This window comes from Enterobacter cloacae complex sp. HYC080_NIDB, from assembly GCF_056673325.1.
This window is the reverse complement of the sequence record NZ_CP114212.1, coordinates 1,169,511-1,194,710: the sequence shown is the minus strand read 5'-3', so window position 1 is coordinate 1,194,710 and position 25,200 is coordinate 1,169,511. Positions and strand designations below refer to the sequence as shown.

Here is a 25,200-nt window from a genome sequence, read left to right as displayed (position 1 = left end):
TTAAACCTCGTCCACGGACTGGCCTTTCAGCGCGACGCGGACGGATTTGTCCATGCGGCGAGCGGCGAAGTCCTGGGTTTGTTTATCAACGTTTTTAATGGCTTCTTCTATTGCGTCAGCATCATTGCCCATGGCGACGACGCTTAAGTGCGCGGCAGCCTCGTCAATCACCTGACGCTCAGCGGCGCTTAACAGCGCGGCATCGGCATTGAGTGCCCCGGTCAGGCTTTCCAGCACGCGTGCGGCTTCCACTTTCTGTTCCGCCAGCATACGCGCCTTCACATCCTGCTCGGCGTAGCTCATTGAGTCCTGAATCATGGAGGCGATCTCGCCATCGGTCAGGCCGTAGGACGGCTTCACCTGGATGGATGATTCCACGCCGGTGGATTTTTCCATCGCCGTGACGCTCAGCAGGCCGTCCGCATCAACCTGGAAGGTAACGCGAATATGCGCCCCGCCCGCTGGCAATGCCGGGATACCGCGCAGCGCAAAGCGCGCCAGAGAGCGGCAGTCCTGCACCAGTTCGCGTTCGCCCTGCATGACGTGGATGGACATCGCAGTCTGGCCGTCTTTAAAGGTGGTGAACTCCTGCGCGCGCGCCACCGGAATGGTGGTGTTACGCGGGATGACTTTCTCCACCAGGCCACCCATGGTTTCTAAACCAAGGGACAGCGGGATAACGTCCAGCAGCAGCATTTCACTGTCCGGCTTGTTGCCGACCAGAATATCGGCCTGAATGGCCGCGCCCACGGCAACCACTTTGTCCGGATCGATGGCGGTCAGCGGCGTGCGGCCAAAGAACTCACCTACACGTTCGCGCACCAGCGGCACACGGGTAGAACCGCCGACCATGACCACTTCCAGCACCTCGTCAGCCTCAACGCCCGCATCTTTCAATGCGCGACGGCAGGCCAGCAGCGTGCGTTTCACCAAAGGTGCGATCAGATCGTTAAACTGGTCACGGGAGATTTCCCCCTGCCAGCCCGCCACGTTCACGGTAACCGTCTGCGCATCGCTGAGGGCAATTTTGGCGTCAATGGCGGCATCCAGCAGTTCACGCTGGACGCGCGCATCACTGCGATCGGCAATCCCCGCCTGCTCACGAATGTAATCCGCCAGCAGATGGTCGAAGTCATCGCCGCCCAGCGCGGAATCCCCGCCGGTCGCCAGCACTTCAAATACGCCACGGCTTAAGCGCAGGATGGAGATATCAAAGGTACCGCCGCCGAGGTCGTAAACGGCAATCACCCCTTCCTGACCGGAGTCGAGGCCATAGGCAATGGCCGCCGCCGTCGGTTCGTTCAGCAGGCGTAATACGTGCAGGCCTGCCAGACGGGCGGCGTCCTTGGTGCCCTGACGCTGTGCATCGTCAAAATAGGCCGGAACGGTAATCACCACGCCGTCGAGATCGCCGCCGAGCGTCGCCGTAGCACGCGCTGCCAGCGCCTTCAGGATGTCCGAAGAAACACGGATCGGGTTCAGCAGACCAGCCTCGGTCGCGATCATCGGCAGGCCGTTTTCACTGGCCTGAAGCTGATACGGCAGATGCGGGTAACGGGTCTGAATATCGGCCAGCGAACGGCCCATCATGCGCTTAACCGAGCTGATGGTGTTGGCCGGATCGCGCGCGGCGTTGGCGCGCGCGTCGTAGCCTACCGCGTGACCCTGCTGCTGGTAGTGGACCACGGAAGGCAGCAGATGGCGGCCCTGCTCGTCAGCCAGCGTTTCCGCCTGGCCGCTACGCACGGTCGCCACGAGAGAATTGGTGGTGCCCAGGTCAATACCCACCGCCAGACGACGCTGGTGCGGTGCGGCACTTAAGCCAGGCTCACTAATTTGTAATAAGGCCATAATTGCTTCCGAAATTAAAAATCGAGCAGCTTTTCTTCGAGTTGTTCAGCACTGCTTCGCAGTTTATCGAGAAAACGGAGTTTGCGCACAGTGTCTGCCGCCACGTCCCAGGTCTCGTTGTTCAGTTGCTCCACCATCTGCTGATGGCGGCTATCAAACATACCCTTCACGCGCGTGATAAAGCTTTCCAGGCGCGCTTCGTCTTTAGCCTGTTCAATCTCATCCAGCTCTTCGCGCAGCTCCAGCTGTTCCATCAGAAACGCCGTATCGCGAACGGTATGCTGTTCGCTCGCCAGATCAAAACCGTGGAGCGAGAGCAGATATTCAGCACGCGCCAGCGGATGACGCAGCGTCTGCCAGGCCTGGTTAATGGTGGCAGAGTGCGAAACTGCAGCCAACTGCTCGGCCTGCGTCCCGCTGGCGAATTTATCCGGATGGTACTGACGCTGCAAATCCTGAAAACGGACCGTCAGCGCCTGAAGATCGATCGGGTATTGAGCGGGTAGTCCGAAGAGAGTGAAGTAATCCATAACAATCTCAGGGGTAGCCTGTTAGAACAAACCCCACGCGCAGCAAAGCCACGGTGGGGTTTCGGATGACGCGCGGTTAAACGTGGAAGCTTTCGCCGCAACCACACTCGTCTTTGACGTTCGGGTTCGTGAATTTGAACCCTTCGTTCAGGCCTTCTTTGACGAAGTCCAGCTGAGTGCCGTTGAGGAATTGCAGGCTTTTGCCATCGACCACCACCTTCACGCCCTTGTCTTCAAACACGGTGTCATCAGACGCCGGCTCGTCAACAAACTCCAGTACGTAAGCCATACCAGAACAGCCGGAGGTACGTACGCCCAGTCGCAGGCCAAAGCCTTTACCACGGTTCGCCAGAAAAGAGCTTACTCGCGCGGCAGCGCTGTCGCTAAGGGTAATCGACATACTCAAACCTCAATTATTTTGCTTCACGTTTGCTTTTGTAATCCGCAATGGCGGCTTTGATCGCGTCTTCTGCCAGAATAGAACAGTGAATTTTCACTGGTGGCAGTTCGAGTTCTTCAGCAATATCCGTGTTCTTGATTGCCTGTGCTTCGTCCAGAGACTTGCCCTTCACCCATTCAGTGACCAGGGAGCTGGACGCAATGGCAGAACCGCAGCCGTAGGTCTTGAAGCGCGCGTCTTCAATGATACCTTCATTGTTGACTTTAATCTGCAACTTCATCACGTCGCCACACGCCGGTGCACCGACCATGCCGCTACCAACAGATTCGTCGCTGTTGTCAAAAGAGCCAACGTTGCGCGGGTTTTCGTAATGATCGATGACTTTTTCGCTGTATGCCATGATTGAATTCTCCTTATGTACCGATTAGTGATGTGACCATTCAATGCTGTTCAGATCCACGCCCTGCTTAAACATTTCCCACAGTGGAGAAAGGTCACGCAGACGGCCGATGGAGTTACGAACCAGCTTGATGGTGTAGTCAATCTCTTCTTCGGTAGTGAAACGACCTAAAGAGAAACGGATAGAGCTGTGTGCCAGCTCGTCAGTCATACCCAGCGCGCGCAGCACGTAGGATGGCTCCAGGCTTGCAGACGTACAGGCAGAACCGGAAGAAACGGCCAGGTCTTTGAGTGCCATGATCAGCGACTCGCCTTCAACATAGTTGAAGCTGACGTTGAGGATGTTTGGCGCGCCCTGCTCGAGATCGCCGTTCAGATACACTTCTTCCATATCCTTCACGCCGTCCCACAGACGGTTACGCAGCGTGCGCAGGCGTGCCATCTCGGTTTCCATCTCTTCTTTCGCAATGCGGTATGCTTCGCCCATGCCCACGATCTGGTGTACAGGCAGCGTACCGGAACGCATGCCGCGCTCGTGACCGCCACCGTGCATCTGTGCTTCGATGCGGATACGTGGCTTACGACGAACGTACAGCGCGCCGATCCCTTTCGGGCCATAGATTTTGTGGCCGGAGAAGGACATCAGGTCCACTTTCAGCTGGCTCAGGTCGATAGGCAGTTTACCCACGCTCTGGGTCGCATCTACGTGGTAGATAATACCGCGCGCACGGCACATTTCGCCGATGGTGGCGATGTCCTGAACGACGCCGATTTCGTTGTTGACGTGCATGATGGAGACCAGAATGGTGTCATCACGCATCGCTGCTTCGAGCTCTTTCAGGTCGATGATACCGTTGCTCTGCGGCGCCAGGTAAGTCACTTCGTACCCTTCACGCTCCAGCTGACGGCAGGTGTCCAGCACGGCTTTGTGTTCGGTTTTGCTGGTGATAATGTGCTTGCCTTTTTTCTGATAAAAGTTGGCTGCACCTTTGATCGCCAGGTTGTCGGATTCGGTCGCACCGGAGGTGAAAACAATCTCACGCGGGTCGGCACCCACCAGGTCAGCAATCTGATTACGGGCGATATCAACCGCCTCTTCAGCATGCCAGCCAAAACGGTGTGAACGGGAAGCTGGGTTACCAAAGTTTCCGTCCAGGGTCAGACACTGTATCATTTTCTCGGCAACACGCGGGTCCACCGGCGTGGTTGCGGAGTAATCGAGATAAATCGGTAATTTCATTGCTCTATAAACTCCGTACATCGCTTCAATGCAAGGAATCAGGCAACCGGCTGGATGTACGACCGAGTACGCGGGGCGCGGTGCCCCGGCCTGATTCTGAAATACTTATCGTTTTATTACGCGCGCAGTTTGACGTCGATGGCGTCCTGCGCGCGGGTGCTGCGTTGGGAATCATGGCTGTGCTGACGGCCTGATACATCCAGAACTTCCTGGTTATTCACCAGCTCACCGAGGGTGATGTTGTTCAGGAAGCCGGTCAGACGGTCGCTCAGATCGCGCCACAGCGCGTGGGTCAGGCACTTATCGCCGCCCTGGCAGCCGCCTTTACCCTGGCAACGGGTCGCGTCGACGGATTCGTCAACTGCGCTAATCACTTCACCCACTGCAATACTGCCCGCGTCTTTACCCAGCAGATAACCGCCGCCCGGGCCACGAACGCTGGAAACCAGTCCATTTTTACGCAGTCTGGAGAACAGCTGTTCCAGATAGGAGAGGGAGATCCCTTGTCGTTCAGAAATATCAGCCAACGGAACCGGGCCCGCTTCGGAGTTGAGCGCAACGTCCAGCATCGCGGTCACGGCATAACGCCCTTTAGATGTCAGTCTCATGTCTTACTTAACCTCAAACTCGCCCCTGCCCGGGGTTTTTTATTGTAAAATGGGGGTATTGCATAGCAGGGCCAAGTCTGACATTCCTGACTAAAATGGTCAACTATTTACTTGACTGTTTTAGTCAGGTATTTAACCTTCTGTGCCGTATCCTTTTGCCCGGCGGCGCTGCGCTTGCACGGGCTACGGGTTTTGTAGGTCGGGTAAGCGAAGCGCCACCCGGCGAACAGACGACACTACTCTTTATTCTTCTGCTCAATCGACGCCAGAATGCCGCGCAGGATGTTTAGCTCCTGGCTTTCCGGGCGGGCGCGGGTGAACAGACGGCGCAGCTTGTTCATCACCTGGCCTGGATGGCCTTCACGAATAAAGCCGGTCGAAAGCAGCGTCTGCTCCAGGTGACCATAGAAACGCTCCAGGTCATCCACCAGCGGGTAGGCCGTCTCTTCTTTAGGCTCTACCTCTTTCTCCTGCGTCGCCAGCCACGCCATACGCACTTCGTAGGCGATCACCTGCACTGCCATCGCCAGGTTCAGCGAGCTGTATTCCGGGTTGGCGGCAATCGCCACATGGTAGTGGCATTTCTGCAGTTCGTCGTTGGTCAGGCCAACACGCTCACGGCCAAACACCAGCGCAACCGGCGCCTGTTCTGCCTCAGAGACACTCTTCAGACCGCATTCGCGCGGGTCCAGCATCGGCCACGGCAATGTGCGGGAGCGAGCGCTGGTGCCGACTACCAGGCTGCAGCCTGCCAGCGCTTCGTCGAGGGTATCGACGATCTGCGCGTTGCCAATCACGTCGCTGGCTCCGGCGGCCAGGGCGATGGCCTGTGAGTCTGGTTTCACCAGCGGGTTAACCAGCCACAGGTTCGTTAAGCCCATGGTTTTCATAGCGCGGGCAACGGAGCCCATGTTGCCGGTGTGCGATGTTTCGACCAGCACGATTCGAATGTTTTGCAGCATAATTTTTAGTGTCTGAATTCAGCGTCTGAAGAATATTCGGGCATATTATCATAAACGAGAGACATAATCCGATCCCGCTGCTATACTCTGCGCCGATTTTCCTGTTCTTTAACATCCAGTGAGAGAGACCGATGCATCCGATGCTGACCATCGCCGTGCGCGCAGCGCGCAAGGCGGGTAATGTAATTGCCAAACACTACGAAACGCCAGACTCCGTAGAAACCAGCCAGAAAGGCAGCAATGATTTCGTGACGAATGTCGATAAAGCCGCAGAAGCGATTATTATCGAAACGATCCGCAAATCTTACCCGCAGCACACCATCATCACCGAAGAAAGCGGTGAACATGAAGGTACCGATCAGGATGTTCAATGGGTTATCGATCCACTGGATGGCACCACCAACTTCGTCAAACGCCTGCCACACTTCTCTGTGTCTATCGCCGTACGCATCAAAGGCCGTACTGAAGTCGCTGTTGTCTACGATCCAATGCGTAACGAACTGTTCACCGCTACCCGCGGTCAGGGCGCACAGCTGAATGGCTACCGTCTGCGCTGCAGCAACGCTCGCGATCTGGACGGCACCATCCTGGCGACCGGTTTCCCGTTCAAGGCGAAACAGCACGCAACCACCTACATGAATATCCTGGGCAAACTGTTCACCGAATGCGCGGACTTCCGTCGCACCGGTTCTGCTGCGCTGGATCTGGCTTACGTGGCGACCGGCCGCGTTGACGGATACTTCGAGCTGTCTCTGAAGCCATGGGATTTTGCCGCGGGCGAGCTGATCGCACGTGAAGCAGGTGCCATAGTGTGTGATTTCACCGGCGGCCATAACTATATGTCTACCGGCAACATCGTTGCCGGTAACCCACGTGTCGTTAAAGCCATGCTGGCAAACATGCGTGATGAACTGAGCGACGCGCTGAAGCGTTAATCGAGCGTATTATGCCCGGTGGCGCTACGCTTACCGGGCCTACAAAATCCCTCAGGTACGTCAGAAAGGCCGCAATCCCCTTCCCACCGGCACCGCGCTCATCCACATCGTCACCGCCGCCACCAGCAGAATCACCCCGCCCGCCAGCGCGAGCGTTGTCCATCCGACCTGTCGCCACAGCACCGGCGTTTTATTGCCGCTGAGTTTAACCGCCAGCTGACGGAAGCTGTGCACCAGCAACGCCAGCGAAGAAATCGTCAGTGACGTTCCAGCCGCCATCGCCAGCGCAGAAAGCATTCCCCAGCCAAACACGCCAATCACCTTGCTGAACAACAACACCATGATTGCCCCCGAGCACGGGCGCATCCCCATCGAGAGCACAATCATCAGCCGCGCACGCCAGTCATCACCGTTCTGTAGCTGTTCCTGCGTCGGCAGATGCTGATGTCCGCAGCCACAGTTTTCATCGTGAACGTGATGCGGCGTAAAAGTCCTGAATTGCGGTTTTTGCAGCAGCGCGCGCAGTTTTTTCAGCGCTCGCCAGCAAAGGATCAGCCCCAGCACGCCCACCAGCGCATAGCTCCCCTTTTCCAGCCAGAAGCTACTCATGTGCAGCTGCCGGGCTGGAAGCTGAAGAAGTGAAAGCACTACGACAACCAGCCCAATCGCCACGCCCCCCTGAAGCAGCGAGGAGGCCAGCGTCAGCCCGATACTCGATTTCAGCTTCGACGGATGGGTCGCAAGCCAGGTGGTGATAACGATTTTGCCATGCCCAGGCCCCAGCGCATGCAGCACCCCGTAGATAAAGCTGAACGCCAGCAGGGAACCGCCCGCTTTCGTTGGGTTCTCCGCCACCGCTTTCAGTAAACCGCTCATCTGCTGGTTCACCTCGCGCTGCCAGATGATGCTTTTCATCATCACCTGCGGCCAGGCCTGCCACAGCCAGATCGAGCCGCCAATAGCTAACAGTATAAAAAGCGCCAGCGGCCAAAGATGAAGCCAGCGGCGAGATTTGCGGGACGGAGAAGCGATCACTGACATTGTAACGTCACCTCCTGCGCGAACTGTTTACCCAACTCCATGTCCTCCGGTGGCGCATCTTCTTTATCAAGAGAGACGGCAAAGTTCAGCGTCTCTTCGCTGGGCTTCGGGGTGTGAACCGCCATTTTGCAGGTTTTCTGCAACGAGGCCGGAAGCTGTACATCGCTCTCGTCGGCGTAGTGCATGTCGACGTAGTAGGTGGGGTCAAAAGTGGAAAAAGTATATTTTTGCCCTGCCAGCGGCTGCGGGTGCGCCAGCGGAAGGACGAACGTCAGCACCGCCTGATGCCCGTCGCGTGACATACCATACTCCGTGGCTCGGTTAAGAAACTTCACCTTCTGGCCGTTATGCCAGAACTCGGTGAAGTAGTGCTGACCCAGCACGTTAGCCATCACTTCCGCCGCCAGCTTTTTCCAGATTTCATCGCCGGGCTTCGCATTTCCCGCATCATAAAGCAGGTCAGCCGAGGTGATTTCATCCATCGTCCAGCGCATCTTCAGGCCACTTAACTGCGTGCCGTCGGTGACCAGTTCGGTTTTCAGGCTGATAAAACTGTGAGGGTGCGCGCTGGTGGTGAAGGAGATAACCGCCAAAAATAACGCCATCGCACTGTGTTTAACTGTCTGCATCAATTCCTCACGTCAAAAATTCTGTGATGTTCTCCAGCAATCCTGAGTGAAAGGCCTGCCGGTGCGCTTTTCAGCCCCCATCCTTTAGCTATTCTTATCAAACATTCACACTGGATACCCGACAGATGATGACGACGCTTGAAATTCCATCTGTGCTTTCCAGTTCGCAGCGCCGTTGCCAGGTGCTTTTAATGCTTTACCTGCCCGATGCTGCCGTCACCGCACAGAGCATAATCGCAGCCAACGGCGTGGACGACGTCCTGGCACGGCAAGATATAGCCGAGACGCGCGATGAAATCCAGCGCTATCACCGGCTGGATATCGTCACGCACCACGACGGCAGCTACCGGATTGAAGGCACTGCCCTGAACCAGCGTTTATGCCTGCTGCACTGGCTGCGCAGGGCGCTCCGCCTTTGCCCGCAGTTTGTCTCGCACCAGTTTACGCCAGCGTTAAAAACCGCGCTTAAACAACACGGCATCGCGCGGCCACTTTACGACGATGCTAACCTGCGGGCGTTAATCAACTTCTGCTCGCGCAAGCTGCAGCGGCAGTTTGAGTGTCGCGACATCCAGTTCTTACAGCTCTACTTACAGTATTGCCTTATCCAGCACCACCTGGGGAATACGCCACAATTTTCCCATGCCCAGCGCAGCTGGACGCAGTCGCGGGGAGAGTATTTTACGGCGCAGGAGATCGTCCGTCACTGGAAGCGGCGCGTTCCTCAGGGCGCGCATGTGGATGAGCAGTTGTTTCTGGCGCTGCTGTTTATGATGCTCCGCACGCCCGATCCGGTGCTGGATAAGCACCAGCAGGATGAGCGTTTGCGTCGCGCCATCGTGCGCATGGTGGCCCGTTTTCGCTCGCAGACCGGGATGAACTTCAGCGACGAGCAAGGACTGACCGATCAGCTGTATATCCATCTGTCTCAGGCGCTGGACCGTTCCCTGTTTGAAATTGGCATCGACAACAGCCTGCCAGAGGAGATCCATCGTCTCTATCCCCGGCTGTTACGCACCACGAAAGAGGCGTTGTTTGAGCTGGAAGCGGAGTTTGGCCTGCGTTTTTCCGATGAAGAGATGAGCCTGGTCGCGGTGATTTTCGGCGCCTGGCTGATGCAGGAGTCCGATCTCCATGAAAAGCAGGTGGTGCTGTTGACCGGGGAAGATAAATCCTGTGAGGAGCTGATTGAACAGCAGCTGCGCGAGTTGACGCTGCTGCCGCTCAATATTCGCTATCTGACGTTGCAGGCTTTTCAGAAAGAGGGCGCGCCGCGCGAAGCCGCGCTGGTGGTCACCCCCTATCCTGTTGCCCTGCCGCTGTTCTCGCCGCCGTTGATCCACGCGGTTGAATCACTGAATGCGCAGCAGCAAGAGCATATTCGCGCGATGCTGGAGTCGTAGTTACGCGCGTGCGGCCACTTTTGGTCGAACAAACATCGCCGGTAGCGCCACCAGCGCCATTACCCAGAAGACGCCGTGCCCGAGGTGTTGATACAGGAAACCGGCAAAGACCGTCATCACCGCAATACTGCCGCCCATTGCTACCGCGGAATAGACCGACTGCAGACGAATCACATCCCCGCCCTCACGCGCAGCGATATAGCGCATCGCCGCCAGGTGACATACGGTGAAGGTGCCGCAGTGCAGAATTTGCGCCAAGATCAGCCATGGCAGATCCGTCGTCCAGCCCATAATACCCCAGCGTGCCACGCCGCAAATCGCCGAAAGCAGCAGCAGATCGCGCGCGCCAAAACGGCGGAACAGCTTTTTGCTCAGGGCGAAAATAATGACTTCGGCCACCACGCCCAGCGACCAGAGATAACCAACCGCAGAGGCAGAGTAGCCCGCCCCCTGCCAGTAGATAGCGCTGAAGCCATAGTACGCCGCATGCGCCCCCTGAAGCAGACAGACACACGCCAGAAAGCGCCAGCTCTGTGCGACCAGGCTCCGCCAGGCTGGCCAGCCCGCGCTCTCCTGATGGCGACTTTCTCCCTGCGGCATCACGGATGGACGTAACAGCATTCCCAGCAGCATCGACGCTATCCCGATGCTCAGCAGAGCCAGAATCGCACGGTAGTCGTAGAGGCTGACCAGTTTCCCCACCAGCGCGGAACCGATAACAAAAGCAATAGAGCCCCACAGGCGCACGCGGCCATAGTCCATGGTGATCTGCTTTTGCCAGGTGTTCGCCAGCGCATCCGTCAGAGGAACCAGCGGAGAGAAGAACAGGTTAAAGCCGACCATCACCACCATCAGCCAGGCAAACTGATGGCTTACCCAGAAGCAGGCGACAAAGACCAGGGTGAGCAGCGCGAGAATGCGTACAGCCTTGATCAGCAGAGAGGGATCGCTGACGCGCGGGGCAATCAGCAGGCTGCCAAGAAAACGCGCCACCAGTCCGGCCCCCAGCAGAACGCCGATGGTCTCTGGAGTCAGGCCGATTCCCTTGAGCCAGACGCTCCAGAATGGCAGAAAAATACCGTAGCTAAAGAAATAGGTGAAATAGCTGAGCGCCAGCCAGCGCGTGGAATGCAAGACCATGAATCCCTCCCGAAATGGAGGCCATAGTCTGGCGAGAATAGAAAAATTAAGCAAGTAGATAGCCTGCTATAAATTAACGAAAAATTAACATATCGTGCAGTCGTCAGGCTTATGGCAGGGAATGAAAATGTGTATTACGTTTAAATTACTCCACTTGCAGAGGTTTTCTGCCATGAACTCACTACGTTATCTCGATTTTAGTCAGTCACGCCATCTGTTGTTGTTGATTGCCCGTATCGCGCTTGTCGTCCTGTTTATTATCTTTGGTTATCCGAAACTGACGGGGTTTAGCGGCACCGTACAATATATGACCTTGCTGGGGACACCGATGCCCATGCTGGCGGCCATTATTGCGGTGGTGATGGAGGTGCCAGCCGCCATCCTGATCGTACTGGGCTTTTTCACCCGCCCTCTTGCCGTGCTGTTTGTGTTCTACACGCTGGGCACGGCGGTGATTGGTCACCATTACTGGAATATGACCGGTGACGCGGTCGTACCGAATATGATTAATTTCTACAAGAATGTCAGTATTGCGGGCGCATTTATATTGCTGGCGATTGTGGGTCCAGGCGCAATATCCCTTGACCGCCGTTAAGCCATAAAAAAAGGCCGCACGCGCGGCCTTTTAACATTCTGCAAAGCAGAAGAATTATGCGTATACCGGGAAGCGTGCGCAGATATCCAGAACTTTACCTTTGACGCGCTCGATAACCGCTTCGTCATTGATGTTGTCCAGAACGTCACACATCCAGCCAGCCAGCTCTTTCACTTCCGCTTCTTTAAAGCCGCGACGCGTCACAGCCGGAGAACCGATACGGATACCGGAAGTCACGAACGGGCTCTTCGGATCGTTTGGCACGCTGTTTTTGTTCACGGTGATGTTGGCGCGGCCCAGGGCAGCGTCAGCTTCTTTACCGGTCAGGTTCTTATCAACCAGATCCAGCAGGAACAGGTGGTTTTCAGTACCGCCAGAAACCACTTTGTAGCCACGGTTCAGGAACACTTCCACCATCGCTTTGGCGTTCTTAGCAACCTGCTGCTGATAAACCTTGAACTCTGGCTCCATCGCTTCTTTCAGCGCTACCGCTTTTGCCGCGATAACGTGCATCAGCGGGCCGCCCTGCGCGCTTGGGAACACGGCAGAGTTCAGTTTTTTGTACAGCTCTTCGTCACCGCCTTTCGCCAGGATCAGGCCACCGCGTGGACCCGCCAGGGTTTTATGGGTAGTGGTGGTCACAACGTGAGCGTGCGGAACCGGGTTCGGGTAAACGCCGGCGGCAATCAGACCCGCTACGTGCGCCATGTCGACGAACAGGTAAGCACCGATGCTGTCTGCGATTTCACGCATTTTTGCCCAGTCAACGATACCGGAGTAAGCAGAGAAGCCACCGATGATCATCTTCGGTTTATGCTCTTTAGCCTGCTTCGCCATGTCTTCGTAGTCAATTTTACCGGACTCATCGATACCGTAAGGGATGATGTTGTACAGTTTGCCGGAGAAGTTCACCGGGGAGCCGTGAGTCAGGTGGCCGCCCTGCGCCAGGTTCATACCCAGCACCGTATCGCCCGGCTGCAGCAGCGCGGTGTAAACGGCGAAGTTAGCCTGAGAGCCGGAGTGCGGCTGCACGTTCGCGTAGTCAGCGCCAAAGAGTTCTTTCGCACGGTCGATTGCCAGCTGCTCAACGATATCAACGTACTCGCAACCGCCGTAGTAGCGCTTGCCTGGATAACCTTCAGCGTATTTGTTGGTCAGCTGAGAACCCTGTGCCTGCATGACGCGCGGGCTGGTGTAGTTTTCGGAGGCGATCAGTTCGATGTGCTCTTCCTGACGTACTTTTTCCTGCTCCATAGCCTGCCACAGTTCGGCATCATAATCGGCAATGTTCATTTCACGCTTTAACATCCGCATCTCCTGACTCAGCTAACAAGTAAATTTTGGCCTGAAAAGGCAGTCCTGTTGGACGACGGGCAACAGTATAACTGAATAGTTGTGTGATAACAGGTCTTGACAAACGATTTTACGCAAACGTTTTCCTTCACGCCACGCAAGGGTTTGAGGAATAAAGCCCTCCCCTGTTTCAACGGATTTCTTTTCAGGTTTGTGATGCATATTTTTCATCTTGCAAAGAACCATTTACAACGCAGGGGTATTTTTTATAAGATGCATTTAAAATGCATCATTAAAGTCACATCAAAAGGACGCGCTCATGCTCGACGCTCAAACCATCGCTACCGTTAAAGCCACCATCCCCCTGCTGGTGGAAACCGGTCCTAAACTCACCGCCCATTTTTACGATCGCATGTTCACGCATAACCCAGAGTTGAAAGAGATTTTCAACATGAGTAACCAGCGTAATGGCGATCAGCGTGAAGCCCTGTTCAACGCCATCGCGGCCTACGCCAGCAACATTGAAAACCTGGCGGCATTACTGCCTGCGGTGGAAAAAATCGCGCAGAAGCACACCAGCTTCCAGATCAAACCCGAGCAGTACAATATTGTCGGCGGCCACCTGCTGGCAACGCTGGACGAAATGTTCAGCCCGGGCCAGGAGGTACTTGACGCCTGGGGTAAAGCCTACGGCGTGCTGGCAAACGTCTTCATCAACCGTGAAGCGCAGATCTACAGTGAAAACGCCAGCAAGAACGGCGGCTGGGAAGGCACGCGCGCCTTCCGCATCGTTGAGAAAACACCGCGCAGCGCATTGATCACCAGTTTTGAATTTGAACCGGTGGATGGTCAGCCGGTAGCGGATTATCAGCCAGGCCAATATCTCGGCGTGTGGCTGAAGCCTGAAGGTTTTCCGCATCAGGAGATCCGCCAGTATTCCCTGACCCGCAAACCCGACGGCAAAGGCTATCGCATTGCGGTGAAACGCGAGGACGGCGGCCAGGTTTCCAGCTGGCTGCATAACGAAGCCAGCGTGGGTGACGTCGTTCACCTGGCCGCACCGGCGGGTGACTTCTTCATGGCGGTAGACGCTACTACCCCGGTAACGCTGATCTCGGCTGGTGTCGGCCAAACGCCAATGCTGGCGATGCTGGATACGCTGGCGAAAGCAAACCACAGCGCACAGGTCAACTGGTTCCATGCCGCAGAGAACGGCGAGGTGCATGCCTTTGCGGACGAAGTGAAAACGCTGGGCGCGACGCTGCCCCGCTTCACCGCGCATACCTGGTATCGCCTGCCAACGGAAGCAGACCGCGCAGCCGCACGTTTTGACAGCGAAGGGTTGATGAATTTAAGCCAGCATGAAGGGGCGTTCAGCGCGCCGGATATGCAGTTCTACGTCTGCGGACCGGTGGCATTTATGCAATATGCCGCGAAGCAGCTGGTGGCGCTGGGTGTAAATAAAGACAACATTCATTACGAATGTTTCGGCCCGCATAAAGTGCTGTAATGCAAAAAGCCCCTCGAACGAGGGGCTTTTTTTCGCCGGGTGGCGGCTACGCCTTACCCGGCCTACAAAACCGTTGGCATCGTTAAATCGCGGCGTCGTCTTCTTCGCCGGTACGGATACGGATCACGCGCGCCACGTCAAAGACGAAGATTTTACCGTCGCCAATTTTGCCCGTCTGCGCCGTGCGGATGATGGTATCCACGCAGGTATCGACGATGTCATCGCTGACCACGATTTCAATTTTCACTTTCGGCAGAAAATCGACCATGTACTCTGCGCCACGATAAAGCTCGGTGTGGCCTTTCTGACGACCAAAACCTTTCACTTCCGTCACGGTCATCCCGGTGATGCCGACTTCCGCCAGCGCTTCACGCACATCATCCAGTTTGAAAGGTTTAATAATCGCATCAATCTTTTTCATGGTGGGTCCTTAAACGCTTGCCTGTAAGCTGCCTCGTAATCGATTGCTCACAGTACCATACGGCATTACTCTTTAAAATCGTTTGCTTCCAGCTCGTGGCGTGAGAGCAGCTTGTAAAACTCGGTGCGGTTGCGTCCGGCCATTCGCGCTGCGTGGGTCACGTTGCCTTTGGTGATCTGCAGCAGCTTGCGCAGATAGTTCAGCTCGAACTGGTTACGCGCTTCGGCGAACGTCGGCAAGGCCGTGTTTTCCCCTTCCAGCGCCTGCTCCACCAGCGCATCGCTGATAACGGGCGATGACGTCAACGCCACACACTGCTCAATCACGTTTACCAGCTGGCGAACGTTACCCGGCCAGCTGGCCGCCATCAGCCGTTTCATCGCATCGGTGGAAAACGCGCGGACAAATGGTTTATGGCGATCGGCCGCCTGACGCAACAGGTGATTCGCCAGCAGCGGAATATCTTCAGCACGCTCTGCCAGTGCCGGGATTTTGAGATTCACCACGTTCAGACGGTAGTAGAGGTCTTCACGAAACTCGTTGCGCGCCATCACTTTTGGTAAGTCGCGGTGGGTGGCGGAAATAATTCGTACGTTAATATCAATATCGCGGTTGCTGCCCAGCGGGCGCACTTTACGTTCCTGAAGCACGCGCAGCAGTTTGACCTGTAGCGGCGCAGGCATGTCACCAATCTCGTCGAGGAACAGCGTGCCGCCTTCCGCGGCCTGGAACAGCCCTTCCCGGCTGCTTACCGCGCCGGTGAAGGCGCCACGGGCATGACCAAACAGTTCGGACTCAAGCAATTGTTCCGGAAGCGCGCCGCAGTTAATGGCAATAAAGGCATTTTTGCTGCGCGGGCTGGCGTTGTGGATCGCCTGCGCCAGGATCTCTTTCCCGGTTCCGCTCTGGCCGTTAATCAGCACGCTGACGTCGGACTGGGCGACCATCCGCGCCTGCTCAAGCAGACGAAGCATGATCGGGCTGCGGGTCACAATGGATTCACGCCATGCGTCGTCGCCAGAGGGTGCCGCGTGCTCCAGCGCGCTGTCGATGGCTTTGTAGAGTGCGTCTTTATCTACCGGCTTGGTGAGGAAGCTGAATACGCCCTGCTGGGTTGCGGCGACGGCATCCGGAATTGACCCGTGTGCCGTCAGGATAATCACCGGCATGCCCGGCTGCTGCTTCTGGATCTCCGCGAACAGCTGCAGACCGTCCATTTCGTCCATCCGCAGATCGCTGATGACCAGATCAATTTTCTCGCGGCTAAGGACTTTCAGCCCTTCCTGTCCGCTTTCCGCAGTCACTACGCTGTAGCCTTCACTCACCAGACGCATCCCCAGCAGCTTTAACAGCCCGGGGTCGTCATCCACCAGTAAGAGATGGGCAGGTTTACGGCTCGTCATGCTTCACATCCTCTTGTTTCTGCGTGTCGCTGTCCGGTGCTGCGGATGCGCTACCAGGCTGATATTTGCGCGACGAGAGCTGTCTTTCGATATCGGTCAGGTTTTCCAGCTTGCGCGTCGTGGTATCCAGCTGAGTGCGTAAATGCTGTTGCTGTTGACGCAGCGTATCAAGTTCGCTGTCGGTGGACTGCTGGAGCTTGCTGTAGCGAGAGCGCTCTTCAGACAGCTGAAGCTGTAATGTCTGACCATCCCGCCAGAGCTGGTATACCGGTCGTACCTGTACCGGGAGTGCGATCGTAAAGGTATCCAGCCGGGTCACATTAGCCCGGCGTTCGACGGGGGTGATTTTCGCATCGGCTAGTAGAATTCCACGCTTGAAAGCGTCCTGCCAGGTATCGTCATCCAGCATCGCCGCTTTCGAACGGGCGTCCACCGGCGCAAGACGCTGGGCACAATCTATTCCGCGCAGCCAGAACAGCGGATTATTTTCGACATCATGCCCTGACAAATTCCAGATGTCGTCACAGCGGGTAGAGAGGAAATCCGCCAGCTGGTTATCCGGCCATTTATCTTCTTGTTTACCGCTTATCGCACTTTGTGGCGCATGGGAAACGCACCCTGCCAGAAATAAACAAGGTAAACCCAGGCGAAATGTGTTGCTGGAAAACACCGCACGTACGGCGCGGAAAAAGACGTGTGACATACTCACCAGACTTAGATTCATTTTATTGGTTTTTCCGGCTCAGGGGCAGTTCAATACGGAAGCAAACATCCGCACGTTCGTCCGTGGCAATGTTTAGCTCACCCTGCATGCGTCGTATGCAGTCCCGGGCGATGCTTAAGCCCAGACCACTTCCTTTTACCGCACCCTTCCGCTGATGACTCCCCTGGAAAAAGGGTTCGAAGATCATGGTTTTTTCGTCATCAGGGATCGGGGTGCCGGTGTTAGCGACGTCAATAAACACCCGGGAACCCATCGTATAACTTCGGATATAAATGTTACCGGATTCAGTACCATAGTGCACCGCATTGGAGTAAAGATTATCCAGAACGCTCATTAAAAGCATCGGTTCAGCGAGACAGGCAGGCGCACTCAACTCCACCCCGGTATGCATCATTTTAGCTCTTGCTGGCAAGCTATGGGCGGAGATCACCATATCCACCAGCGGCGCAATCTCGACCTCTTCAAGAACGACCGCCCCGTCAGCCAGCTTGCGGTTGTAATCCAGCAGTTGTTCAATCAGCTTTTGCAGGTTGCGGCTGCTGGCATCCAGAATCTCAACAATTTCTTTCTGTTCTGGCGTTAGCGGCCCTGCCACCTCATCTGCCAGCAGCTCCGTTCCTTCACGCATGCTGGCGAGCGGCGTTTTCAGTTCATGGGAAATATGGCGCAAGAACTGATGACGCTGGGATTCCAGCCACGCCAGACGCTCAGACAGCCAGATAATACGCTGACCAACGGAGCGCAGTTCGCGCGGGCCTTTAAAGGAAACCGAATCCCCGAGCGATTTCCCCTCTCCAAGACGGTTGATCATACGCTGAATGCCCTTCACCGGGCCGATGATCATACGGGTAAAGAGCAGAACCAGCCCGAGACTCACCAGGAAAAGCACCAGTGCCTGCCAGCCGAAGAACTGCCCGCGTTCGGCTATCTCCTGCTGCAGCTGCTGACCGCGAGAGAAAATGACCGTGCGGGTTGACTGCACCATCTCGGTGTTGGCGGCAGCAAACGCTTCAAGACGCGCGGCAGCGGCGGCATCCGGCCCGCTATTGTGGCATTGCAGCTGCGCAAGATCGTTCAGATCCTGACGCAATGCCTGATACAGCTTGTCGTCGGGCAACACGCCCGCATGCGCGTCCAGCATCTCGCTGTAGCGCTTGCGTTGACTCTGGTAAACCTTTTCCAGCGTCCGGTCGTCAAGCACGCAGTACTGGCGATAGCTACGCTCCATCTCCAGCGCGGCGTTGGTCATCGCTTCACTGCGTCTGGCGTCGATAAGCGTGGTGCGGTTAGTCAGTGCGGCCTGAGCGCTCAGCGCGTTAAGGCTTTGCCACGCCTGCCAGGCGAGGATCAGCAATGGCAGCAGGATTAGCAGGAAGGCCATCATCACGAGCTGTCGCAGGGAGCGGGGAAAAACGGGCCAGCGTTTCAACGCATTACTCTCTTCATGGGGTTTACGCAGAGCGTAACTGAGTCTGCCCTTCAGATACAACAAAGCCGGGTAAAAACCCGGCTTTGTTATGGAATAAGGCGGTGCCTAACTCGACGTTTCGCCCTGGCCTGATAAAGCATCGCTATGATCAGTAGTTGGACGGCAGGCACCTTTTTGTGCGTCATTCGAAGTTTATGTAGCACGTCCCGAAGGGGCTGACATAAGAAGGTGAATGAGCCACTGGTTAATATTATGCAACACCCGTGCCAGAATGCAAAACAAAACATTAACACATTGATATATAAACATTTTACCAACTTCACCTGTTCATTATCGTTTGAATGATTTCCAGGCTAAGTGTCGCTATTAAGCAACACCTTAACAGGAACCTGTTCTGCCATATATAAATCAATGAGTTAAATGTCTCCTTTTGGAGACAGTCGCAAACCGTCTTTGTCGCCATTTTGCGACACGCATAAAAAAGCCCGGTGCGCTACGCTTACCGGGCCTGGAAGGTACCTGCTTTACATCTTAACCCAACTGTTTACGCGCATTGCGGAAGATACGCATCCACGGGCTGTCCTCGCCCCAGTTTTCCGGGTGCCAGGAGTTGCTCACGGTACGGAACACGCGCTCCGGGTGCGGCATCATAATGGTTGCACGACCACTTTCGCTGGTGACTGCCGTAATACCGTTGACCGAGCCGTTCGGGTTAGCCGGATAGGTTTCGGTGACCTTGCCGAAGTTATCGACAAAGCGCAGCGCCACCAGACCTTTGCTTTCAAGCTGAGCCAGATGTGCTGCATCACGCACTTCTACCTGACCTTCACCGTGGGACACGGCGATTGGCATCTGTGATCCGACCATGCCCTGCAGCAACAGAGATGGGCTTTGTGTCACTTCCACCAGGCTGAAGCGCGCTTCAAAGCGGTCAGACTGGTTACGCACAAAGCGCGGCCAGGCTTCGCTGCCCGGGATAAGCTCGCGCAGGTTGGACATCATCTGGCAACCGTTACACACGCCCAGCGCCAGCGTTTGCGGACGGTGGAAGAAGGTTTCGAACTCGTCGCGCACGCGGCTGTTAAACAGAATGGACTTCGCCCAGCCTTCACCGGCGCCCAGTACGTCACCGTAAGAGAAACCACCGCAGGCCACCAGCGCCTGGAAATCTTCCAGACCGGTACGCCCGGCCAGCAGATCGCTCATGTGAACGTCAATGGCGTCAAAGCCCGCACGGTGGAAGGCAGCCGCCATTTCAACGTGGGAGTTAACGCCCTGCTCGCGCAGCACGGCCACCTTCGGACATGCACCCGTCGCAATGTACGGCGCGGCGATGTCTTCGTTGATGTCGAAGGAGAGTTTCACGTTCAGGCCTGGATCGCTGTCGTTAGCCTTCGCGTTATGCTCCTGATCGGCACATTCCGGGTTATCACGCAGGCGCTGCATCTGCCAGGTCGTTTCCGCCCACCACATACGCAGCGTGGTGCGGCTTTCGCTGAAGACGGCATGACCGTCAGCTTCAATGACAAAGCGGTCGCCCTGTACGGCTTTACCCAGATAATGTACGCAGTCTGCCAGACCGTGCTGCGCAAGAATGGCTTCAACCGCATCGCGGTCTACCGCACGCACCTGAATCACCGCGCCCAGCTCTTCATTGAACAGCGCTGCCAGGCGGTCTTCACCCAGAGAGGCAATATTCGCCTCCAAACCACAGTGGCCGGTGAAGGCCATCTCTGCCAGCGTGACCAGCAGGCCGCCGTCGGAGCGGTCGTGGTAGGCCAGCAGCTTACGCTGCGCCACCAGCGCCTGAATTGCATCGTAGAAGCCTTTTAACTGGGCCACGTCACGCACATCGGCCGGTGTATCACCCAGCTGACGATAAACCTGCGCCAGCGCCGTGGCACCCAGCGCGTTGTGACCTTTACCCAGGTCAATCAGCAACAGGGCGTTGTCTTCGGTCGCAAGCTGCGGCGTCACGGTGTGACGTACGTCTTCCACGCGCGCAAAGGCGGAGATGATAAGCGACAGCGGAGAAGTGATCTCGCGCTGCTCGTTGCCTTCCTGCCAGCGGGTTTTCATCGACATGGAGTCTTTGCCCACCGGAATGGTCAGCCCAAGCGCAGGACACAGCTCTTCGCCCACCGCTTTCACGGCTTCATACAGGCCCGCATCCTCGCCAGGGTGACCGGCAGCGGCCATCCAGTTAGCGGAGAGCTTGATACGTTTGATATCGCCAATCTGCGTCGCGGCAATGTTGGTCAGCGCTTCACCCACAGCCAGGCGGGCGGACGCGGCGAAGTCCAGCAGCGCCACAGGCGTGCGTTCGCCCAGGGCCATCGCTTCACCGTAGTAGCTGTCGAGACTCGCGGTGGTTACGGCACAGTTCGCGACCGGGATCTGCCACGGGCCGACCATCTGATCGCGCGAGACCATACCGGTTACGGTACGGTCGCCAATGGTGACCAGGAAGGTTTTCTCTGCCACCGCCGGCAGGTGCAGCACGCGGTTGACCGCTTCTGCAACGGTGATGCCCTGGCGATCCAGCGCTTTGCCCGCTGCTTTACGCGTTTGCACGTCGCGGGTCATCTTCGGCGTTTTACCGAGCAGAACGTCCAGCGGCAGATCGATCGGCTGGTTGTCGAAATGGGTGTCGCTCAGGGTCAGGTGCTTCTCTTCGGTCGCTTCGCCGATGACGGCATACGGCGCGCGCTCGCGGCGGCACAGCTCGTCAAACAGCGGCAGTTGATCCGCTGCAACCGCCAGAACATAACGTTCCTGGGATTCGTTACACCAGATCTCCAGCGGGCTCATGCCTGGCTCATCGCTCAGGATATCGCGCAGGTTGAAGCGGCCACCGCGACCGCCATCGCTCACCAGCTCCGGCATGGCGTTAGACAGACCGCCCGCGCCCACGTCATGGATAAAGAGAATCGGGTTCGCGTCGCCCAGCTGCCAGCAGCGGTCGATGACTTCCTGGCAGCGACGCTCCATTTCCGGGTTGTCGCGCTGAACGGAAGCAAAGTCGAGATCCGCATCAGACTGACCGGAGGTCATGGAGGATGCCGCGCCGCCGCCCAGGCCGATGTTCATCGCCGGGCCGCCCAGCACGATCAGCTTCGCGCCAACCACGATCTCGCCTTTCTGGACGTGATCGGCACGGATATTGCCGATCCCCCCCGCCAGCATGATCGGTTTGTGATAGCCACGCAGCTCTTCGCCGTTGTGACTGTCCACTTTCTCTTCATAGGTACGGAAGTAGCCGTTCAGTGCCGGACGGCCAAATTCGTTGTTGAATGCCGCACCGCCCAGTGGACCGTCGGTCATGATATCCAGCGCGGTCACAATGCGCTCTGGCTTGCCGAAATCCTCTTCCCATGGCTGCTCAAAGCCCGGGATGCGCAGGTTGGAGACGGAGAAACCAACCAGGCCCGCTTTTGGTTTCGCACCACGTCCCGTTGCACCTTCATCACGGATTTCACCGCCTGAACCGGTGGCCGCACCCGGCCACGGGGAAATTGCCGTCGGGTGGTTGTGGGTTTCCACTTTCATCAGGATATGCGCAGGCTCCTGATGGAAGTCGTAACGACCGGTAGCGTGGTCGGCAAAATAGCGCCCAACCTCGGAGCCTTCCATCACCGCGGCATTGTCTTTATAGGCAGACAGCACGTGGTCGGGGGTTTGCTCCATGGTGTTTTTGATCATTTTGAACAGCGATTTAGGCTGCTGTTCGCCGTCAATAATCCAGTCGGCGTTGAAAATTTTATGGCGGCAGTGCTCGGAGTTGGCCTGCGCGAACATGTAGAGCTCGATGTCGTTCGGGTTGCGGTTCAGCTTAACAAACGCATCCTGCAGGTAGTCGATTTCGTCTTCTGCCAGCGCCAGGCCGAGACGCAGGTTAGCGTCAATCAGCGCCTGACGGCCCTGCCCCAGCAGGTCTACGCTTTGTACCGGCGCAGGCTGATGGTGGGAGAAGAGCTTCTGTGCGTCATCAAGAGAAGCAAACACGCTTTCCATCATGCGGTCATGCAGCTCGGCGGCAACCGCCTGCCACTGCGCGTCGCTCAGGGTCGAGGCGTCAACGTAGTAGGCCACGCCGCGCTCCAGACGGTTAATCTGGCTCAGGCCGCAGTTGTGGGCAATGTCGGTGGCTTTAGAAGACCAGGGGGAGATGGTGCCCGGACGCGGCGTCGCAAGGATCAGTTTGCCGGTTGGCGTATGGCTACTCAGATTTGGGCCATACTTGAGCAGGCGTTCCAGCTGTACGCGCTCCTCTGCATTCAGGGGGGCATTCAGGTCAGCAAAATGGACATACTCAGCGTAAATATTGCTTACCGGAAGGTCGGCCGCCTGAAAACGTGCCAGCAGTTTGTTAATACGGAAGGCAGACAGTGCAGGCGAACCACGCAGAATTTCCATCATAAGTCTCTCGTCTTCGAAGCGCCGGGGCGCTTTCAGTGTGCGCAAGGGGGGAAAACGGGCGTCATTATAGAGAATCCTGAGCGCCGACGAAACCGTTTGCGTGGAAATAAAATTGGCGGAGACATTTAGCAATAGATGTGACCTGTCTCTCTAATTGGTTGCCAAGTGGCGCAAGTTTACGCAAAATGCCGCTCATTCAATGGCAAACCTGATTATCAAACATGGCTACAGCATACTGAGGCAACCGGCGTCGCAGAGAATTAACTAATTGAAAAAATTAAAGATTAATTATCTGCTCATCGGCATTGTTACGTTGCTGCTGGCAGTGGCCCTCTGGCCTTCCATCCCCTGGTTCGGTAAAGCCGAAAACCGTATCGCCGCCATTCAGGAGCGGGGGGAGCTGCGCGTCAGTACGCTCAACTCTCCGCTGATTTACAGCGACATTAACGGCAAAATTATTGGCCTTGATTATGAACTGGCGCAGCAGTTCGCCGATTATCTTGGCGTGAAGCTTAAAATTACCGTTCGCCAGAATATCAATCAGCTGTTCGACGACCTTGATAACAACGATGCCGACATACTGGCAGCCGGTCTGGTCTATAACAGTGAGCGTAGCAAAAACTATCAACCGGGCCCGACCTATTACTCCGTTTCGCAACAGCTGGTCTATCGCGTCGGGAGTCTGCGGCCACGCACGCTGGCCTCCATTAACGATCAACAGCTGACCATTGCGCCCGGCCATGTGGTGATTGAGGATCTGCGTGAGCTGAAAGAGAAGAAATACCCCGACCTGAGCTGGAAGGTTGATCCGAAACTGGGCACAACGGAGCTGCTGGAGCAGGTAAAAGATCAGAAACTGCCCTACACCATTGCCGATTCGGTTGCGATCAGTCTGTTCCAGCGCGTGCATCCTGAAATTGCCGTAGCGCTCGACGTTACCGACGAGCAGCCGGTGACCTGGTTTAGCCAGCTCGATGACGATCAGACTCTTTCTGCGGCCATGCTCGATTTCTATAACACCATCAATGAAGACGGCACGCTGGCACGCCTGGAGGAAAAATATCTCGGCCACGGTGATGATTTTGACTATGTTGACACCCGCAGCTTCCTGCGCGCGGTAGATAGCGTCCTGCCAGACCTGCAGCCATTATTCGAAAAATACGCCCAGGAGATTGACTGGAAACTGCTGGCGGCTATTTCGTATCAGGAGTCCCACTGGGACACCCAGGCCACCTCCCCGACCGGCGTGCGTGGCTTAATGATGTTAACCAAAAATACCGCGCTGAGCCTGGGCGTGAATGACCGTACCGATGCGGAACAGAGCATCAGCGGCGGGGCTCGCTATCTGCAGGATATGATGGCCAAAGTGCCGGAAACGGTGCCGGAAGAGGAACGGATCTGGTTTGCGCTGGCAGCCTACAATATGGGCTACGCGCATATGCTTGACGCGCGGGCGCTGACCGCGAAAACGAAAGGTAACCCGGACAGCTGGTCAGACGTAAAGCAACGTCTGCCGCTGCTAAGCCAGAAGCCGTGGTATAACAAGCTGACTTACGGCTACGCGCGCGGACATGAAGCCTACGCCTACGTGGAAAATATCCGTAAGTATCAGATTAGCCTGGTCGGCTATCTGCTCGAGAAAGAAAAAGAGGCGACAGAGGCAAGACAGCTGGCTGAGAGTTATCCGGTTGTGGCGCCGGACGAGCTTAATCGTCCGACAACTTCAATTCTGCCTTTTGTTGCTTTTTCTGCTGACGGCGCATTCGAAAGAAATCGCTTAATAGCGCCGAACACGCTGGTGCAAGTACCCCACCGATAGTTTTCACCTGGTGATTCATCCCTGGATGACCCAGCACGTCCAGCAGAGAACCGGCCGCACCGGTTTTTTCATCCCGCGCACCAAAGACCAGCGTACCAATCCGGCTGTGCACCATCGCCCCAGAACACATCACGCACGGCTCAAGCGTGACATACAGCGTGGTATCAAGCAGACGATAGTTTTGCAGCACCATTCCGCCCTGACGAAGGGCCATGATTTCAGCGTGCGCAGTCGGATCGTGACGGCCAATCGGGCGGTTCCACCCTTCCCCTATCACCTGGTTATTGTGGACAAGCACGGCACCCACGGGCACTTCTCCCTCGTCCCAGGCGCGCTGGGCAAGCGTAAGCGCATGGCGCATCCAGTATTCATGATCGCGTTCAGGGTTGCACAACGGTTGATACTCCAGTCTAAAAGCGGGCGGCATTATACACACCCGCTATAGATAA

Annotated in this window: 22 protein-coding genes; 5 read left to right on the top strand and 17 right to left on the bottom strand. The window is 56.4% G+C overall.

Annotated features, from left to right (window positions below; translation table 11 throughout):
* The 7 genes from hscA to trmJ all read right to left on the bottom strand — a co-directional run bounded on the left by hscA (position 1) and on the right by trmJ (position 5,990).
* Positions 1-1,851, bottom strand: a complete 1,851-nt coding sequence (gene hscA / locus O1723_RS05715; RefSeq protein ID WP_014884825.1) for a Fe-S protein assembly chaperone HscA — start codon at positions 1,849-1,851, stop codon at positions 1-3.
* Positions 1,852-1,865: 14 nt separating this feature from the next.
* Complete coding sequence (hscB, locus tag O1723_RS05710; protein WP_014884826.1) at positions 1,866-2,381, bottom strand: co-chaperone HscB; 516 nt, start codon at positions 2,379-2,381, stop codon at positions 1,866-1,868.
* Between the two features lie 76 nt (positions 2,382-2,457).
* Complete coding sequence (gene iscA, locus O1723_RS05705) at positions 2,458-2,781, bottom strand: iron-sulfur cluster assembly protein IscA (protein WP_003860659.1); 324 nt, start codon at positions 2,779-2,781, stop codon at positions 2,458-2,460.
* Between the two features lie 13 nt (positions 2,782-2,794).
* Complete coding sequence (gene iscU / locus O1723_RS05700; RefSeq protein ID WP_003860661.1) at positions 2,795-3,181, bottom strand: Fe-S cluster assembly scaffold IscU; 387 nt, start codon at positions 3,179-3,181, stop codon at positions 2,795-2,797.
* 24 nt (positions 3,182-3,205) lie between these two features.
* The gene (iscS, locus tag O1723_RS05695) at positions 3,206-4,420 is read right to left on the bottom strand and encodes an IscS subfamily cysteine desulfurase (RefSeq protein WP_248190633.1); all 1,215 of its coding nucleotides are present in this window, start codon (positions 4,418-4,420) and stop codon (positions 3,206-3,208) included.
* A 116-nt stretch (positions 4,421-4,536) separates the two neighbouring features.
* Positions 4,537-5,028: a Fe-S cluster assembly transcriptional regulator IscR gene (iscR, locus tag O1723_RS05690; RefSeq protein ID WP_008502158.1), complete on the bottom strand. Its 492-nt coding sequence runs from the start codon at positions 5,026-5,028 to the stop codon at positions 4,537-4,539.
* A gap of 236 nt (positions 5,029-5,264) precedes the next feature.
* Positions 5,265-5,990, bottom strand: coding sequence for a tRNA (cytosine(32)/uridine(32)-2'-O)-methyltransferase TrmJ (gene trmJ / locus O1723_RS05685; RefSeq protein WP_008502159.1), 726 nt, complete (start codon positions 5,988-5,990; stop codon positions 5,265-5,267).
* Positions 5,991-6,121: 131 nt separating this feature from the next.
* Here trmJ and suhB point away from each other — a divergent pair, with 131 nt between their 5' ends.
* Positions 6,122-6,925 (top strand): inositol-1-monophosphatase, encoded by an 804-nt coding sequence (gene suhB, locus O1723_RS05680; protein WP_003860668.1) that lies wholly within the window; start codon positions 6,122-6,124, stop codon positions 6,923-6,925.
* A 60-nt stretch (positions 6,926-6,985) separates the two neighbouring features.
* Here suhB and O1723_RS05675 read toward each other — a convergent pair whose 3' ends face one another.
* Together O1723_RS05675 and O1723_RS05670 are read right to left on the bottom strand one after the other, a co-directional pair.
* Positions 6,986-7,966, bottom strand: a complete 981-nt coding sequence (locus tag O1723_RS05675) for a nickel/cobalt transporter (protein WP_023337630.1) — start codon at positions 7,964-7,966, stop codon at positions 6,986-6,988.
* Positions 7,957-8,595, bottom strand: coding sequence for a DUF1007 family protein (locus O1723_RS05670; protein WP_248190636.1), 639 nt, complete (start codon positions 8,593-8,595; stop codon positions 7,957-7,959). Before O1723_RS05670 ends, O1723_RS05675 begins: the two co-directional genes overlap by 10 nt.
* 125 nt (positions 8,596-8,720) lie before the next feature.
* Between O1723_RS05670 and csiE the strand changes: the two genes are divergently transcribed.
* Complete coding sequence (gene csiE, locus O1723_RS05665) at positions 8,721-9,998, top strand: stationary phase inducible protein CsiE (protein ID WP_023337632.1); 1,278 nt, start codon at positions 8,721-8,723, stop codon at positions 9,996-9,998.
* On the opposite strand, the gene O1723_RS05660 is transcribed toward csiE, so the two are convergent.
* Positions 9,999-11,138: a 3-phenylpropionate MFS transporter gene (locus tag O1723_RS05660; RefSeq protein ID WP_014884829.1), complete on the bottom strand. Its 1,140-nt coding sequence runs from the start codon at positions 11,136-11,138 to the stop codon at positions 9,999-10,001. It abuts the gene before it with no gap.
* Positions 11,139-11,310: 172 nt separating this feature from the next.
* On the opposite strand from O1723_RS05660, the gene O1723_RS05655 reads away from it, so the two are divergent.
* On the top strand, positions 11,311-11,733 hold the full coding sequence (locus O1723_RS05655) for a DoxX family protein (protein ID WP_038421337.1): 423 nt from the start codon (positions 11,311-11,313) through the stop codon (positions 11,731-11,733).
* Between the two features lie 54 nt (positions 11,734-11,787).
* Here the strand turns inward: O1723_RS05655 and glyA are convergent, their stop codons facing one another.
* Positions 11,788-13,041 (bottom strand): serine hydroxymethyltransferase, encoded by a 1,254-nt coding sequence (glyA, locus tag O1723_RS05650; protein WP_008502165.1) that lies wholly within the window; start codon positions 13,039-13,041, stop codon positions 11,788-11,790.
* Positions 13,042-13,345: 304 nt separating this feature from the next.
* Here glyA and hmpA point away from each other — a divergent pair, with 304 nt between their 5' ends.
* Entirely contained in the window at positions 13,346-14,536 is a 1,191-nt protein-coding gene (hmpA, locus tag O1723_RS05645; protein ID WP_014884831.1) for an NO-inducible flavohemoprotein, read from the top strand.
* Between the two features lie 82 nt (positions 14,537-14,618).
* On the opposite strand, the gene glnB is transcribed toward hmpA, so the two are convergent.
* The 5 genes from glnB to purL form a co-directional block, all read right to left on the bottom strand.
* Positions 14,619-14,957, bottom strand: coding sequence for a nitrogen regulatory protein P-II (gene glnB / locus O1723_RS05640; protein ID WP_003860685.1), 339 nt, complete (start codon positions 14,955-14,957; stop codon positions 14,619-14,621).
* Positions 14,958-15,022: 65 nt separating this feature from the next.
* On the bottom strand, positions 15,023-16,360 hold the full coding sequence (glrR, locus tag O1723_RS05635) for a two-component system response regulator GlrR (protein ID WP_014884832.1): 1,338 nt from the start codon (positions 16,358-16,360) through the stop codon (positions 15,023-15,025).
* On the bottom strand, positions 16,347-17,084 hold the full coding sequence (gene qseG, locus O1723_RS05630; RefSeq protein ID WP_023337635.1) for a two-component system QseEF-associated lipoprotein QseG: 738 nt from the start codon (positions 17,082-17,084) through the stop codon (positions 16,347-16,349). Before qseG ends, glrR begins: the two co-directional genes overlap by 14 nt.
* 1 nt (position 17,085) lies before the next feature.
* Positions 17,086-18,513, bottom strand: a complete 1,428-nt coding sequence (gene qseE, locus O1723_RS05625; RefSeq protein WP_014884834.1) for a two component system sensor histidine kinase QseE/GlrK — start codon at positions 18,511-18,513, stop codon at positions 17,086-17,088.
* 531 nt (positions 18,514-19,044) lie between these two features.
* Entirely contained in the window at positions 19,045-22,932 is a 3,888-nt protein-coding gene (purL, locus tag O1723_RS05620; RefSeq protein ID WP_023337637.1) for a phosphoribosylformylglycinamidine synthase, read from the bottom strand.
* Positions 22,933-23,200: 268 nt separating this feature from the next.
* Between purL and mltF the strand changes: the two genes are divergently transcribed.
* Positions 23,201-24,751: a membrane-bound lytic murein transglycosylase MltF gene (mltF, locus tag O1723_RS05615; RefSeq protein ID WP_014884836.1), complete on the top strand. Its 1,551-nt coding sequence runs from the start codon at positions 23,201-23,203 to the stop codon at positions 24,749-24,751.
* Here the strand turns inward: mltF and tadA are convergent.
* A complete protein-coding gene (tadA, locus tag O1723_RS05610; RefSeq protein ID WP_014884837.1) occupies positions 24,639-25,178 on the bottom strand; it encodes a tRNA adenosine(34) deaminase TadA in 540 nt (179 codons plus the stop codon). The two genes, mltF and tadA, sit on opposite strands and share 113 nt — an antisense overlap.
* Positions 25,179-25,200: the final 22 nt, after the last annotated feature.

Excerpts from the sequence above, each read along its gene's own strand:
- hscA (WP_014884825.1), bottom strand. The coding sequence starts at position 1,851 with ATGGCCTTATTACAAATTAGTGAGCCTGGCTTAAGTGCCGCACCGCAC.
- hscB (WP_014884826.1), bottom strand. The coding sequence starts at position 2,381 with ATGGATTACTTCACTCTCTTCGGACTACCCGCTCAATACCCGATCGAT.
- iscA (WP_003860659.1), bottom strand. The coding sequence starts at position 2,781 with ATGTCGATTACCCTTAGCGACAGCGCTGCCGCGCGAGTAAGCTCTTTT.
- iscU (WP_003860661.1), bottom strand. The coding sequence starts at position 3,181 with ATGGCATACAGCGAAAAAGTCATCGATCATTACGAAAACCCGCGCAAC.
- iscS (WP_248190633.1), bottom strand. The coding sequence starts at position 4,420 with ATGAAATTACCGATTTATCTCGATTACTCCGCAACCACGCCGGTGGAC.
- iscR (WP_008502158.1), bottom strand. The coding sequence starts at position 5,028 with ATGAGACTGACATCTAAAGGGCGTTATGCCGTGACCGCGATGCTGGAC.
- trmJ (WP_008502159.1), bottom strand. The coding sequence starts at position 5,990 with ATGCTGCAAAACATTCGAATCGTGCTGGTCGAAACATCGCACACCGGC.
- suhB (WP_003860668.1), top strand. The coding sequence starts at position 6,122 with ATGCATCCGATGCTGACCATCGCCGTGCGCGCAGCGCGCAAGGCGGGT.
- O1723_RS05675 (WP_023337630.1), bottom strand. The coding sequence starts at position 7,966 with ATGTCAGTGATCGCTTCTCCGTCCCGCAAATCTCGCCGCTGGCTTCAT.
- O1723_RS05670 (WP_248190636.1), bottom strand. The coding sequence starts at position 8,595 with ATGCAGACAGTTAAACACAGTGCGATGGCGTTATTTTTGGCGGTTATC.
- csiE (WP_023337632.1), top strand. The coding sequence starts at position 8,721 with ATGATGACGACGCTTGAAATTCCATCTGTGCTTTCCAGTTCGCAGCGC.
- O1723_RS05660 (WP_014884829.1), bottom strand. The coding sequence starts at position 11,138 with ATGGTCTTGCATTCCACGCGCTGGCTGGCGCTCAGCTATTTCACCTAT.
- O1723_RS05655 (WP_038421337.1), top strand. The coding sequence starts at position 11,311 with ATGAACTCACTACGTTATCTCGATTTTAGTCAGTCACGCCATCTGTTG.
- glyA (WP_008502165.1), bottom strand. The coding sequence starts at position 13,041 with ATGTTAAAGCGTGAAATGAACATTGCCGATTATGATGCCGAACTGTGG.
- hmpA (WP_014884831.1), top strand. The coding sequence starts at position 13,346 with ATGCTCGACGCTCAAACCATCGCTACCGTTAAAGCCACCATCCCCCTG.
- glnB (WP_003860685.1), bottom strand. The coding sequence starts at position 14,957 with ATGAAAAAGATTGATGCGATTATTAAACCTTTCAAACTGGATGATGTG.
- glrR (WP_014884832.1), bottom strand. The coding sequence starts at position 16,360 with ATGACGAGCCGTAAACCTGCCCATCTCTTACTGGTGGATGACGACCCC.
- qseG (WP_023337635.1), bottom strand. The coding sequence starts at position 17,084 with ATGAATCTAAGTCTGGTGAGTATGTCACACGTCTTTTTCCGCGCCGTA.
- purL (WP_023337637.1), bottom strand. The coding sequence starts at position 22,932 with ATGATGGAAATTCTGCGTGGTTCGCCTGCACTGTCTGCCTTCCGTATT.
- tadA (WP_014884837.1), bottom strand. The coding sequence starts at position 25,178 with ATGCCGCCCGCTTTTAGACTGGAGTATCAACCGTTGTGCAACCCTGAA.